The sequence below is a fragment of the Aggregatibacter kilianii genome, assembly GCF_003129965.1.
GTDB lineage: Bacteria > Pseudomonadota > Gammaproteobacteria > Enterobacterales > Pasteurellaceae > Aggregatibacter > Aggregatibacter kilianii_A.
The window spans coordinates 42,011-55,574 of record NZ_NRCJ01000014.1 but is presented as its reverse complement, the minus strand read 5'-3'; the positions used below and the strand labels follow the sequence as shown (position 1 = coordinate 55,574).

General features: G+C 43.5%; 13 protein-coding genes. 6 read left to right on the top strand and 7 right to left on the bottom strand.

From position 1 onward, the window contains the following. Nucleotides 1-15 precede the first annotated feature (15 nt). The 7 genes from DK430_RS10790 to DK430_RS10760 all read right to left on the bottom strand — a co-directional run bounded on the left by DK430_RS10790 (nucleotide 16) and on the right by DK430_RS10760 (nucleotide 4,873). Nucleotides 16-1,137 (bottom strand): CpaE/TadZ family protein, encoded by a 1,122-nt coding sequence (locus DK430_RS10790; protein ID WP_109079070.1) that lies wholly within the window; start codon nucleotides 1,135-1,137, stop codon nucleotides 16-18. Nucleotides 1,138-1,151: 14 nt separating this feature from the next. Further along, nucleotides 1,152-1,655 carry an RcpB protein gene (locus tag DK430_RS10785; RefSeq protein ID WP_109079069.1) on the bottom strand — a complete coding sequence of 168 codons (504 nt, stop codon included), beginning with the start codon at nucleotides 1,653-1,655 and terminating at the stop codon, nucleotides 1,152-1,154. After that, nucleotides 1,652-3,034 (bottom strand): type II and III secretion system protein family protein, encoded by a 1,383-nt coding sequence (locus tag DK430_RS10780; RefSeq protein WP_109079068.1) that lies wholly within the window; start codon nucleotides 3,032-3,034, stop codon nucleotides 1,652-1,654. The genes DK430_RS10785 and DK430_RS10780 overlap by 4 nt, the downstream gene beginning before the upstream one ends. A gap of 1 nt (nucleotide 3,035) precedes the next feature. Then, nucleotides 3,036-3,863, bottom strand: a complete 828-nt coding sequence (locus tag DK430_RS10775) for a flp operon protein C (protein ID WP_109079067.1) — start codon at nucleotides 3,861-3,863, stop codon at nucleotides 3,036-3,038. Between the two features lie 46 nt (nucleotides 3,864-3,909). Further along, complete coding sequence (locus DK430_RS10770; protein WP_109079066.1) at nucleotides 3,910-4,338, bottom strand: A24 family peptidase; 429 nt, start codon at nucleotides 4,336-4,338, stop codon at nucleotides 3,910-3,912. A gap of 14 nt (nucleotides 4,339-4,352) precedes the next feature. Continuing rightward, nucleotides 4,353-4,553 (bottom strand): Flp family type IVb pilin, encoded by a 201-nt coding sequence (locus DK430_RS10765; protein ID WP_109079065.1) that lies wholly within the window; start codon nucleotides 4,551-4,553, stop codon nucleotides 4,353-4,355. A gap of 92 nt (nucleotides 4,554-4,645) precedes the next feature. Beyond that, on the bottom strand, nucleotides 4,646-4,873 hold the full coding sequence (locus DK430_RS10760) for a Flp family type IVb pilin (protein WP_109079064.1): 228 nt from the start codon (nucleotides 4,871-4,873) through the stop codon (nucleotides 4,646-4,648). A 533-nt stretch (nucleotides 4,874-5,406) separates the two neighbouring features. Between DK430_RS10760 and DK430_RS10755 the strand changes: the two genes are divergently transcribed. From DK430_RS10755 to mfd, 6 genes are all read left to right on the top strand, one after another. Further along, the gene (locus DK430_RS10755) at nucleotides 5,407-6,531 is read left to right on the top strand and encodes a PhoH family protein (protein WP_109079063.1); all 1,125 of its coding nucleotides are present in this window, start codon (nucleotides 5,407-5,409) and stop codon (nucleotides 6,529-6,531) included. Between the two features lies 1 nt (nucleotide 6,532). Next, nucleotides 6,533-6,997, top strand: a complete 465-nt coding sequence (ybeY, locus tag DK430_RS10750; protein ID WP_109079062.1) for an rRNA maturation RNase YbeY — start codon at nucleotides 6,533-6,535, stop codon at nucleotides 6,995-6,997. Between the two features lie 95 nt (nucleotides 6,998-7,092). Beyond that, complete coding sequence (locus DK430_RS10745) at nucleotides 7,093-7,782, top strand: DUF5358 family protein (RefSeq protein ID WP_109079061.1); 690 nt, start codon at nucleotides 7,093-7,095, stop codon at nucleotides 7,780-7,782. Between the two features lie 5 nt (nucleotides 7,783-7,787). Next, complete coding sequence (locus tag DK430_RS10740; RefSeq protein WP_109079060.1) at nucleotides 7,788-9,710, top strand: tRNA(Met) cytidine acetyltransferase TmcA; 1,923 nt, start codon at nucleotides 7,788-7,790, stop codon at nucleotides 9,708-9,710. A gap of 49 nt (nucleotides 9,711-9,759) precedes the next feature. Then, nucleotides 9,760-9,936: a DUF5363 domain-containing protein gene (locus tag DK430_RS13220; protein ID WP_162616838.1), complete on the top strand. Its 177-nt coding sequence runs from the start codon at nucleotides 9,760-9,762 to the stop codon at nucleotides 9,934-9,936. Nucleotides 9,937-10,065: 129 nt separating this feature from the next. Next, nucleotides 10,066-13,521, top strand: a complete 3,456-nt coding sequence (mfd, locus tag DK430_RS10735; RefSeq protein WP_109079059.1) for a transcription-repair coupling factor — start codon at nucleotides 10,066-10,068, stop codon at nucleotides 13,519-13,521. The last annotated feature ends 43 nt before the right edge of the window (nucleotides 13,522-13,564 follow it).

Below are 13,564 nucleotides of genomic sequence, written 5' to 3'. Positions count from 1 at the left end.
TGTAGTCACTACTTATTATTTAATGAGTTTTGCAAAAAATGAAGAAAGTGAACTTTGCTTTTCTTTTGGTTTGCTGTTACGGGATACAGCACCGATAACTTTCAGCATAAGCGAATTCATTTCTTTCTTACCATTACGACCTAAATTAATACCTAATACTGTCTTTGTATTTGTATCTTTCACAAATGGGATGACAGCATCTACTTGTGAGCCAATTAGAGTTTCAATATCCTTTTTAGCCATTAATTTAGATGTTTCCATCCGGCTATCAGAAATACAAATAAAGGTACGAATCGGCTTGCCTGTTGTGCTACGAACTCGTTCACATTCGTCTAGGAATTGTTTAGCTAAACGCAGTGACCCAATTTTTCTTTCTACAACTAAAACAAAACTATTATAGCTTTCTAAGAAATTTACAAAGTTATCTTTTTTAACGTTATAGATTGGCTGATCATAGATGATAAAGTTATATTTCTCCGTGCTTGCCGGTGTCAATTCAAATAGATTGCCATTGTACAAATCAAGGTTTAATGCGTATTCAACGACACTTCCGGCAATCTTTTTATCAAACAATAAATCAAGATCTTGGGAACCGTTTGGACCTTGCGCTAGTAAAACAGGAATTTTTTTATTTACTACAATTTCATTAGCAATATGCGAACTAATTAAACTCGCGCCAATACCGCCTTTACAACTTAATACGGCAATTTTTACTGTGTCTCTTACTCTGGGAACATTCACACCAGAAATGATTTTTTCAACCATTTGGCTTAATTGGGAGTGTGAATTGAAGTAAAGGATGCCTTCTTCTAAGAGTTTTTGTGATAAAGAGATTGAGTCGCTATCACCAATAACACAGCACCATACATTTTGTGGAACGGCACTAAAAACACGCTCAACAATGGTTTTTACATTGGTTTCGTGAGTGATATCAATAATTACACCAACAGTGTCTTCTGCTGAAAATGAAATTTCGTCAGATGATTCAAAAAAATCCTTTTTAATAATTTCAATATTTTCAAGACCACGAGTACGCAAGATCTGTGCGACCTCTCCTTGGATATTGTCGCGGTTCGAGACAATCGTGATGGTACGTGCACTGTCAATTGTAATTGTTTCTTGATCCAGTAATAACATACAAATACCTTTTATTAATATTTCAATTGAACACGTTGGTTGCTTTTGATTGCACAGGAGGTTTCATTGGCGTTCCAGAACACAACCTCCCCTCTGCGAACCGGGCAACGTGTTGGTTTTGCCGCAATTTGCGCTACTTCAATATAAATTGGGTAAACTTCTGTTTTATGCGCTTTTTTCTCGATAAAAATAGATTTTCCGTTAACGCCATCTTTAATCAGTTTTGCACGAATTTTTGCGGCCGCTTTTTTGGCCGTAGCGTCACGCCAAACAATATTTACCTGTTTTTGTTGGTTACTACCAATATCGCGGATTACAGATTGATATATATTGCTGTAACTCACATTGGAGTAGTCCGACAACGCATAACGATTAACTAATTGAGTACGGTTAAATTCACTGTTTTTTGTCGGCTGAGCAACTGTGGTGTCTTTTACAAGTTCATTAATTGCAAAGGTTGTTGTCGGTGCAATAATTGAGGCCAAAGCGATGGTGGCCGTAATAACTAAATTTCTCATTGAATAAACCCACTATTTTTTAAGAAGTTAGACGTTAATGTTTTGTGATAAACATTTTTTAATGGAGTAGTATGGAAGAATCTCTCCATTGTGCCTGTTTGTTCAAAGTCAGGATAGACAATGTCTTTTTCCTCTACCGGCTTAACAACGTTTACTGTTGCCACAATAACTAATTCTTTTTTCTCACGATTAGTAGAAGCGTTACGGAAGAATGAGCCTAAAATAGGAATATCGCCCAACAGAGGAACTTTATTAATGCCTTCAACATCGTTGGAGCTGAATAAGCCACCGATAATAAAGCTTTCGCCATTAGCCACTTCAAATAAGGATTTAGCACGACGGGTATCAAAATAAGGAATATTTCCAATACCTTCAAAATTATAGTTACCGGCAAGGGTACTTACGGATTGATCTAAAATCAAACGAATACGATTATTCTTTTGCAACTTAGCTGCAACAGCCAATTTAACACCGAATTCTTTATAGATAATCGTTGGAGAACCTTCTTTGTCGCGTTGTGCAAATGGGATTTCACCACCAACTAAAATATCGGCAGTTTCACCGGATAACATAGAAATATTTGGTTCGGCTAAGATTTTGCCATTGCTTTGGTTATCTAAGGCATTAATAAATGCTGAGATACCTTGTGCATCCAGACGTAACACACCCTGGGTTCCATTAAAACCACCGGCTGCACTGAAATTACCGCCAAGTAATGGACCGCTTCCTGCAACATGGCTCCAGTTAATCCCCATCGCTTCGGAAAGTTTTTTGTTCACTTCCACAACGGTAAGTTTCACGTTAATTTGGGTTGTGTCATTAATATTAGAATGGTCAACAACGCCTTCATAACTATATTTATCCAAGAAAGGAATACTTTCATTACCTAACTTGGTTTCGGTTACTTTTCTGCCGGTACCTAAAGCTTCACCCACGATACGACGGACTTCATCACTTTCTTCTTGAGAACGTGCTTTCCCTTCAATGACATAGGCTTTACCGACTTTCTTCACAGAAAGATTCGTATTTGGGAAGTGGGTTTTAAGTTGTTTGTTGGTATCTGCAATGTTAGTTACTACAGAATCTACGTTTACCGTATCAGAAGTTAAAGGACGACCATCAGCCCCAAATGCAGTCACTTCTGCTTTACCTTCATCTTTTGCGTAAATAATAAAGGTGTTGTCGTCTAAAATTTCATAGTCGGCAACATTTGGAGAAGACACGAAAATCGTATCGATTTTTTCTTTAGTTTGGACTAATTGGGTTGCGCCTTTCTCTAAAGAAAAGTTTTGCGCGTAAGCATTTAACGAGAACATCGCCCCGAGTACTGCATAGCATACTAATTGTTTTTTGCCAAAAGCACGGTTCCAATTTAGCATCTTATTGACCTCTTAATTTTCTGATAAATACACCGCGTGAATCAATTTCTTGAGTATTATTTTCAGCAGGTAGTATGACTAATTTTGATTCTCTATCCAGTGAATAGAATTTTTTCGCTTGTTCTGCAGTCACTTTTAACGCCACATAACCGGCATATTCCTGATTATTTGGAATCCCATCAGCGGCTTTTTCTGCTTCAGGCGAGTTCTCATCAGCTGGAGCTGAAAAGGTTTTAGCTTGTAAAACCAGCACTTTGCCTAACACTTTTACCAAGTCTTTACGATCATAAGTATTGCGGGAGTCTGCGGAAATTTGTTGGCTATAAACAGCAATATAATCACCACCTGCAATCGTATTTAAAATATAGTCATCGCCGGATTTAATATAAACACGGTAAGCGACTTCTTGATTCGGATCTAAACTGGAAGTAAAGAATCTCGGATCATTTGGAGAAATAATGGATTTATTAGAAAGAAATGAGCCGGCTCTCATATTTTCTGCCATTAAGTAGCCTTGTAATCCCTGAATGCCATTTTTGGCTACAGCATCTCTCAAATCGTTAGCAATTAACGGACTGTCTTCCTCAACAGAAATTTCATTGAGGATATAGTCTTCAGCTTGCAATAAACGGCCTTTATCCACATCATTTTTCAGTTCTGCAGTAAGGATCAATTTCTCCGGTTTTTTCTCCGCTTGCGGTTCCGGTTGGTTTATTGTGGTAGTTTGCTGATTTTCAGTATTCTCACCACCGGTTGGCATGAACATGATTCCGCCGATACCAACAGCCAGTGTAAGCACTGAAATAATCAAGAGCGTTCTATAATTCATTTTTTACCCTTATTGTTTTAATAAAGTAAAGTAATCGCTTATCAAATCAATTTGATAAGACTAGGTTTGTCATAAAGCCGAGGCTTATTGCTACGCCATAAGGCAAGCCGTTTTCTTTAATTGATTTACGGAAAAATAACCAACCGATAATAATTAGTCCTAATCCTGCAAATGTTGTAAAAAAGAAAAAAGGAAAAATTTCGTCATTGGGAATCATTAACATCAACACTGCAATCAATTTCACATCTCCGGCACCAATGACATTTAGCGTGAAGAGTAAAAAACCAATTGCAAGGGCACATAAGGCAGGAACAATAAATAGTGTTTGATATTTTAATAAACTGAGCGGGATAACCGTAATTAATAAAAGGAAGACAATCCGATTACTGATGATTCGCGAATGAATATCGGTAATAGACAAAGTGATTAATAATAGAAAGGTGATAATTACTAATATACCAATAAGCCAGTTCATTTTATGTCATCATATTAACTTGTACCGACTACGGCTTTGACTACTTCGCTGGCAAGGATGGAATATTTATCGGTCAGGATCTTAATAAAAGAGTCATCTCCTATTAATATCGCAACCAGTAGTACAGCCATTGCAATCGCAGCCAATCCATACTCAATAGAAGTTGCTCCTTGTTGACTTTTACAAAATTTATTAAAAGAAAGATTACTATTCAATAAAAGTAACCTCAAAATATATTGAAAACTAAAGTAAACAAGGTTAGTCCCGCTGAAGGAACTAACCAGAGATTAAGTTAAACTAAGTTTTATTATTTAATAACAAGGCTAGTTGCAGCACCGTTAATTGTGCCTACTAAGTCTTTATTGAATTTAGATTTTAATGTGTTGATAAAGCCATCACCGTTATAGAATACTGCAACGATTAAGATGGCTACTGCGATAGCGATCAAACCGTATTCAATTGCGGTTACACCGGCTTCATTTTTTTTGAAAGAACGTAATGCTTCGGTTGCTTTGATATATGCTTTAGTTAACATTTTTTAATGCTCCTAGTTTTTTTGTTTGTAGAAAATAAAATTTAAGAATTCTGTTGTTTAGAATTAATGTCATTTATTTAATAAGTTGTGGAATTAAATAAACGAGGTGCATTATAGTCCTGAAAAATTAAAATGCAAATTTTTTAAAAGAACAAATTCGTTATGTATTATTATCTATTTTGATTGCTAAAAATTTATGTTAAACAATATGATATTTGTGTTTGTAAGTGGTCTAACCTCTTCTTTTGTGATTGGTTTTACAGTAAATTTACAAATTTTAACCTTAATTACAAAAAAGCCATTTAAATATATGTGGATTTAAACATAGGATTATTTATTCCCTATTTATTTTAGGGAATAAATTGTGCTTTTATTATTTTTAACTACATCAAATTAGGACATTTTTGCTAAAAGAGAATTATTTGCAATAAATCAATTTTGTCTTTTCCGTGCAATGTCGTTGGCTTTTGCTACGTCGTTGCCCAAATTGTGCTATATTGTCAGCCACTTTTTTGCATACTCTTTGAGGCAGGATGTTGACCGAACAATTTACCCAAACCTTTACGCTTGAGCCACAAGATAACGAGCGTTTGCGTTCGCTGTGCGGCGCGGGGGACGAACACCTTTCTTTAATTGAAAAACATTTCAACCTTTCTATTGCCCGCCGCGGTTTTACTTTTACCGTACAACCGCAGGATGAACATCCGTCGGCGCATTTTCATAAAATCGTGCAAAGTGCGGTGGATTTACTCCGTGATTTATATGCACAAACGGCGCCTGTGCGTGGTCAGATCAAAGAATTGGATTTAGAAAATGTCCACATGGCGCTGGTGGAAAGCCGTATTTTGCAACAGGATGCCGAACCATCGCGCACCGAAAGCAAGGTTTATAGCACCACGATTAAAACCAAACGGGGCTTGATCAAACCGCGCGGACCGAATCAAATTCAGTATTTGCACAATATTTTGCGTTATGACATCAGTTTTGGTATCGGCCCTGCCGGCACAGGGAAAACCTTTCTGGCGGTAGCCGCCGCAGTGGAAGCCTTAGAACGGCAGGAAATTCGCCGCATTCTGTTGACCCGCCCTGCGGTGGAAGCGGGTGAAAAACTCGGTTTCCTGCCTGGTGATTTAGGACAAAAAATCGAACCCTATTTGCGTCCTTTATATGATGCGCTATTTGAAATGCTGGGATTTGAGCGCGTGCAAAAATTGATGGAGCGCAATGTCATTGAAATCGCGCCCTTGGCGTATATGCGCGGTCGCACCTTAAACGACAGCTTTATTATTCTGGATGAAAGCCAAAACACCACGGTGGAACAAATGAAAATGTTTTTAACCCGTATCGGCTTTAATTCCAAAGCGGTGATTACCGGCGACATTACTCAAATCGACCTGCCGCGCTCGCAAAAATCCGGTTTGCGTCATGCAATCGACGTGCTTTCGGGGGTGGAAGAATTGAGTTTTAATTATTTCGACAGCAAAGACATCGTGCGCCATCCGGTGGTTGCCAAAGTGGTGCAGGCGTATGATGCTTGGGATGCGCAGGAAGAAATCCGCCGTCAGGAACTGGCGGAGCAGCACAAAGCAGCGCTCCAAGAGAAAACAGAGCGAGAAGAAAAAGTGCGGTCGGAAATCACAATGAATTTAGGAGAATAATATGGGAAAGATGGTCATTGATTTACAAATTGCCTGCGAAAATGAAACAGGCTTGCCGACGGCGCAACAAATCGAGCAATGGGCAACGGCGACGGTGCAACCGCAAAGCGACGAAGTGGAAATGACGGTACGCATTGTGGATGAAGCGGAAAGTAATGAATTGAACCTGAATTATCGCGGCAAAGATCGCCCGACCAACGTGTTGTCTTTCCCCTTTGAATGCCCCGACGAAGTGGAACTGCCGTTGCTCGGCGATTTGGTGATTTGTCGTCAAGTGGTGGAGCGCGAAGCGCAGGAACAAGAAAAGCCTTTAATGGCGCATTGGGCACACATGGTGGTGCACGGCAGTTTGCATTTGCTGGGTTATGACCACATTGAAGACGACGAAGCGGAAGAAATGGAAAGCTTGGAAACCCAAATTATGACGGGGCTGGGCTTTGCTGATCCCTATTTGAGTGAGAAATAAGAAAAAATTAGGACGCATAAAACCATTTCCTAAAAACAAGGTCAAACGGGCATTATTTTTATGACAAAATTTTAGCTTTAACCAAAGGAAACACGATGCTTAAAAAATTTTTGACCGTTTTACCGCTTTTCTTTTTAACCGCTTGCGTCGGTTATTATCCTTATCCGCAGTTTGATCCGTCTTACCCACCGCCTTCGGTACAGTATGACGACACAGAGGAAAACGACGCGGTTTTCCGCACCCGCCGTCACCATGACGCCAAATATCAAATTTCTACGGAAGCCATGGAAAGATTCATTTTAGCCAAAAATAATCTGGAATATTGCCTGTTGCCGGAATTGGGCAAGCAGTCTGACGAACGAGTGACCGCGCTGGAAAAACGCCTATTAAAAGACATGATGAATGATCGATTAGCCGACATTGTGGGCAAATCGGCGGCGCGCACGATTTTTGACGATGTGCCTTCTTATGATTATTTTCAGTTTAAATATCAACAGCTCAACCATGACGTGAACAACATTCGTGAAGTTGAGTGTCACGATCTGAAACGGCATTTCCGCGATCAGCTCAACGAACGCAAACGCCGACAAGGGCTGGCGGGCGATAGCCGTTCCATTGAAAATCAAATGCAACAGCAGCGGCAAACCATGGACGATGCCTTCCGCCGTTTTCACACGCAACAACAATCCATGGAACGCCAGATTCGCGGTGAAAGTGAGCCCTTATACAAAAGCAATAAAAATATCAGCGTGGATTGGACAGATCCGTATTCGCGGGGTTGGTAATCGAAATGGCGCGGCAATTAATCCTTTTGGTTGGTGATGATGTTGCATTGGCGCGCCAAACAGAAAGCCTTTCTGTACTCAAAAGTGCGGTCTATATTGGCGGCGTTTCGCCACTTTTTTCTTCTCAAGCGCATTTCCCGTTTAGCAAAAGTAAAAATCTGCTTGGCAGTGAATTCCCCACTATCATTTACGACGCGCGTCAAGGCGTCAATTTAGATGCCCTTGCCATTGCCGCCGGTACATTGCAAGAAGGGGGCGTGCTGTTATTACTATTCAGCCATTGGCAGGATTTAGCCGCGCAACCTGACGATGACAGCCTTCGTTGGTCGGGCGAAAAACACCCCATAAACACACCGCACTTTGTGGCTTTTTTACAGGAAAAAATTGAGCAATACGGCTTCCCGATTTATCAGGCAATGCCGTTGAATCTAGCTTTGCCGATGCCTCCCCAAAGCCTTTCAACCGATGTTAAACCGACGTTAGAACAAGCCACGCTATTGCGACAAATGGCGCAATCCGATGCGGACATTTTTATCGTCACGGCAAAGCGCGGGCGGGGAAAATCTGCGTTGGCGGGGATGTTTGCCAAACAACAGTTAGCGCAAAATCAGCCCGTTATGCTCACCGCGCCGAATAAAAGTGCGGTTAATATTTTCAATGAATTTGCGGGCGCGGATATTGCCTTTATGCCGCCTGACGAATTGCGTCGGCAGGTTGAGGAAAACCCGCAGCAATTTGCCGATCATTGCTTGTTTATTGATGAAGCGGCGATGATTCCACTAGCTGTGTTGTTTTCGTTAACGCGCGCTTTTAAACGCCTTGTGCTGACGACCACGATCCACAGTTACGAAGGCTCGGGCAGAGGCTTCCTATTAAAATTCATGGCAAAAAACAACCGCACTTTTCATCACGTTGAATTGTTTACGCCCCTGCGTTGGCGGGCGGACGATAAATTGGAACGCTTTATTGACGAATTGCTGCTCTGTGATTGCGAAGATCGCCTGCCGCAGCCGCTGTACGATGCTGAATTCGCCGAACAAATTCAGATTTCTTCTCAAACAGCCATTCCCCGCCATCAAATTGAGGCGGTTTACGGACTGCTAACTTTAGCTCATTACCGCACCTCGCCGCTGGATTTGCGCCGTTTACTGGATGCACCGCACCAACAATTTTATCTTGCCGAAGCGCAAGAAACCTTGCTCGGTTGCGTATGGGCGGTGCCGGAAGGCGGGCTGGAAGATAAAGCGTTAATCCGCCAAATTCGACGGGGACAACGCCGTCCGCGCGGCAATTTGGTGGCGCAAATGCTGTGTTTCCAGGCGGGATTGGAAGAAGCTTGTAAATGGCGTTCCCTGCGCATTACCCGTATCGCCGTGCAGCCCAACTGGCAACAACATGGCTTGGGGCAGCGTTTAATTGCGCAGGTGAAACAGCAAAGCGCGACGGATTTTCTTTCCGTGAGTTTCGGTTATACGCCCGAACTGCTGGTATTCTGGCAAAAGTGCGGTTTTATTTTAGTGCATTTCAGCGAAAGCAAAGAAGTCAGCAGCGGTTGTTATTCCGTGGTAGCGTTGTGTCCGTTGAATGCCCGAGGGCAGGCGTTAGTGCAACAGGCAGAACGACAATTTCAGCGTAATTTGCCTCTTTCTTTACATCCGCTGGCGGCGCAATTTGTGGCGAGGGAAACCGATTGGACGCCGGATGATACGGATTGGCGACGTTTAAGGGATTTCGCCGATTTTTTCCTGCCACTGTCTTCCGCACTGCCGTCCATTCGGCGTTTAATCAAATTGGCAGGGGGGCAACATTTCCCGTTGCTGGCGGATTATTGCAAACAACCGCAAAAAAGACCGAATCAAAAAACGTGGTTAGAAAATTGTCGTTTGGAAGTTAAGAAGTGGTTGCAAAAAAATTTCGTCTTCTTATGATAACAATCTATTAACAACCTAAAATAACAGCAAAACTAAGGAGACAAACATGAGCGAAGAAGCAAAAAAAGGTTGGATTAAACGCGCCTGGGAAGCCTATTCCGATTTCTGTAAAGAGGCGGGTATCGATCAAGGCACTTGCCGCGGTTGCGTGCCGGTGGTGAGATTTGATGAAGATCCGGAACCGAAGGAAAAAGACACGAAGAAAGAGGAAAGCACTCATTAAGATTTATCCCCTAGGGTAACTTGTTACCCTAGACTTAACACTGTTTTTTTATACAGACTTTTATTGGCAATCCCTCCGCGTTTGAGCTACACTAGCGACAATTTTTTTCTTAAATAACATTGTCGTTTTATGCAAACTCCATTTTTTCACATCGACATTCCGACCCAAGCGAATGATCATAAAATTTTAGCCAATATGCTGCCCGGCGCAGACAGCCTTGCCGTGAGCGAAATTGCCTCACAGTTCGACGGTTTAACCGTGGTAGTGACCAATGACACCCGAAGTGCGGTGCGTTTGGAGAAAGAATTAAAGCAGCTCTCGCCCGCTAACTTAGCGCGAAACGTCACCTTTTTCCCCGATTGGGAAACCCTGCCTTATGACAGCTTTTCGCCTCACCAAGATATTATTTCCGCGCGTCTGAGCGCCTTGTTTCACTTGCAACAACGCAAACAGGGCATTTTCATTTTGCCGGTCGCCACCTTAATGCAACGGGTCTGCCCGCCGTCTTATTTGCAACATAATGTGTTGCTGATTAACAAAGGCGATCGTTTCGTCATTGAAACCCTTCGACTGCAACTGGAAAAGGCCGGTTATCGCGCGGTGGAGCAAGTGCTGGAGCACGGCGAATATGCCGTGCGTGGCGCCTTGTTAGATTTATTCCCGATGGGAAGTGCGGTGCCTTTTCGCCTAGATTTTTTCGACGATGAAATTGATTCCATTCGTACCTTTGACGTGGACACCCAACGCACCTTGCAGGAAATCGAGCAAATCAATTTGTTGCCGGCGCACGAATTTCCGACGGATAGCCACGGCATTGAGTTTTTCCGCAGTCAATTTCGCGCGGCATTCGGCGAAATTCGACGGGATCCGGAACATATTTATCAGCAGGTCAGCAAAGGCACGCTGGCGGCGGGGATTGAATATTGGCAGCCGCTATTTTTTGAGCAAATGGCGACCTTATTTGACTATTTTCCGGCGAATACCTTGTTTATTACCGGCGAGCAACATCAGGCGCAGGGCGAGCGTTTTTATGCCGATACGGAACAGCGTTTTGAAAGCCGTCGTGTGGACCCGATGCGTCCGTTGTTATCGCCCGATAAACTGTGGTTGCGCATTGATGAGGTCAATCGTTATTTAAAACAGTATCCCGCCATCACCTTCAAAGCGGAAAAAGTGCGGTCGTCTGCGCGGCAGAAAAATTTGGGCGTTGCGCCTTTGCCGCCGCTAACCATTCAATCGCAACAAAAAGAACCCTTACATCAGCTACGTCAATTTATCGAACATTTTAAGGGCGATATTTTATTTGTCGTGGAAACGGAAGGGCGGCGCGAAACCTTGTTAAGCCTGCTTGCGCCGTTAAAGCTTAAACCAAAGCAAGTGCATATGTTGACGCAGGTGAGGGAAGAAAAATTTGCCTTAATGGTCAGTCCGCTTGAGCATGGTTTTATTATTGAACAGGATACGCCGCTTGCCATTATTTGCGAGGCGGAATTGCTCGGCGAACGGGTGCAACAGCGGCAGCGCGATAAATCCCGTACCGTCAATCCCGACACCTTGATTCGCAATCTTGCCGAACTGCAAATCGGGCAACCCGTGGTGCATTTGGATCACGGTGTGGGGCGCTACGGCGGCTTGGTGACGCTGGAAAATGGCGGCATCAAAGCGGAGTATTTGTTGCTCAATTACGCCAACGACTCAAAACTCTATGTGCCGGTGGCGTCGTTACATTTAATTAGTCGCTATGTGGGCGGTTCCGATGAAACCGCGCCGCTACACAAATTAGGTTCCGAAGCCTGGGGCAAAGCGCGAAGCAAAGCCGCCGAGAAAATCCGTGATGTGGCGGCAGAATTGCTGGATGTGTACGCCCAACGGGAGGCGCAAAAAGGTTTTGCATTTCACTATGATCGCGAGGAATTCCAACAATTCTCCGCTACCTTCCCGTTTGAAGAAACCCACGATCAGCTCATGGCGATCAATGCCGTGATTTCCGATATGGCTCAACCGAAAGCCATGGACCGCTTGGTGTGCGGCGATGTGGGCTTCGGCAAAACGGAAGTGGCGATGCGCGCGGCATTTTTGGCGGTGATGAATCATAAACAGGTCGCCGTGTTGGTGCCGACCACCTTGCTCGCGCAGCAGCATTTCGACAATTTCAAAGACCGCTTCGCCAATTTACCGGTGAACGTAGAAATGCTGTCCCGTTTTAAAACCGCTAAAGAGCAAAAGCAGGTGGTGCAGGATTTAGCCGAAGGCAAAGTGGATATTCTCATCGGTACGCACAAAATTATCCAAAGTGACGTGCAATTCCACGATCTCGGCTTATTGATTATTGACGAAGAACACCGTTTCGGCGTGCGCCAAAAAGAAAAAATGAAACAATTGCGCGCCAACATTGATATTCTCACGCTTACCGCCACGCCGATTCCCCGCACCTTAAACATGGCAATGAACGGCATTCGCGATCTTTCCATTATTTCCACCCCGCCGGCGCGTCGTCTGACGATTAAAACCTTTGTGCGTCAAACGGACGAATTGGTGATTCGCGAGGCGATTTTGCGTGAAATTCTACGCGGCGGGCAGGTGTATTATTTGCATAACGATGTGGCGAGTATTGAAAATACGGCGGAAAAACTGACCGCACTTGTGCCGGAAGCACGCGTCACCGTCGGGCACGGACAAATGCGCGAGCGTGAGTTGGAACGCGTGATGTCGGATTTTTATCATCAACGTTATAACGTGTTGGTGTGTTCTACCATTATTGAAACGGGCATTGACGTGCCAACGGCGAATACCATTATTATCGAACGCGCCGATAATTTCGGTTTGGCACAGTTGCACCAATTGCGCGGACGGGTGGGGCGTTCTCATCACCAAGCCTATGCGTATTTGCTCACACCGCCGCCGAAATTGATGACCAAAGACGCGCAAAAACGGCTGGAAGCTTTGGAAAGCCTTGACAATCTTGGCGCAGGTTTTATTTTAGCGACACACGATTTAGAAATTCGCGGCGCGGGTGAATTGCTGGGCAACGAGCAAAGCGGACAAATTGAAAGCATCGGTTTTTCCCTTTATATGGAATTGTTAGAGCGCGCCGTGAAAGCCTTAAAAGAAGGGCGCGAACCGTCTCTCGACGAACTGACGCAGCAACAAACGGAAATTGATTTACGCGTGCCGTCGTTACTGCCGGAGGATTATTTGGGCGATGTGAATATGCGTTTGTCTTTCTATAAACGCATTGCCGGCGCGGAAAATACCGAAGCTTTGGACGAATTGAAAGTGGAGCTTATCGATCGCTTCGGTACGCTCCCGCAAGCCACCCGAAACTTATTGCAAATTGCACAGTTGCGTCTGGATTTAAAACCGCTCAATGTGATTCGCTTGGATGCCAACGCTCAAGGCGGTTTCATCGAATTCGCCCCGAACGCCGATTTAGACCCGATGATCTTTTTACAATTAATTCAACGCAACCCCGCCGTTTATCGTTTCGACGGCCCGCATAAATTCCGTTTCAGCAAAGACTTAACGGATAATAAAGTGCGGTTAGAATTTGTGATGGATTTAGTACGGGAATTAACTTCGCGCTAAAGAGAATGATGTATCTCGGTTAAAGATTGAGTTTAGAACTAAA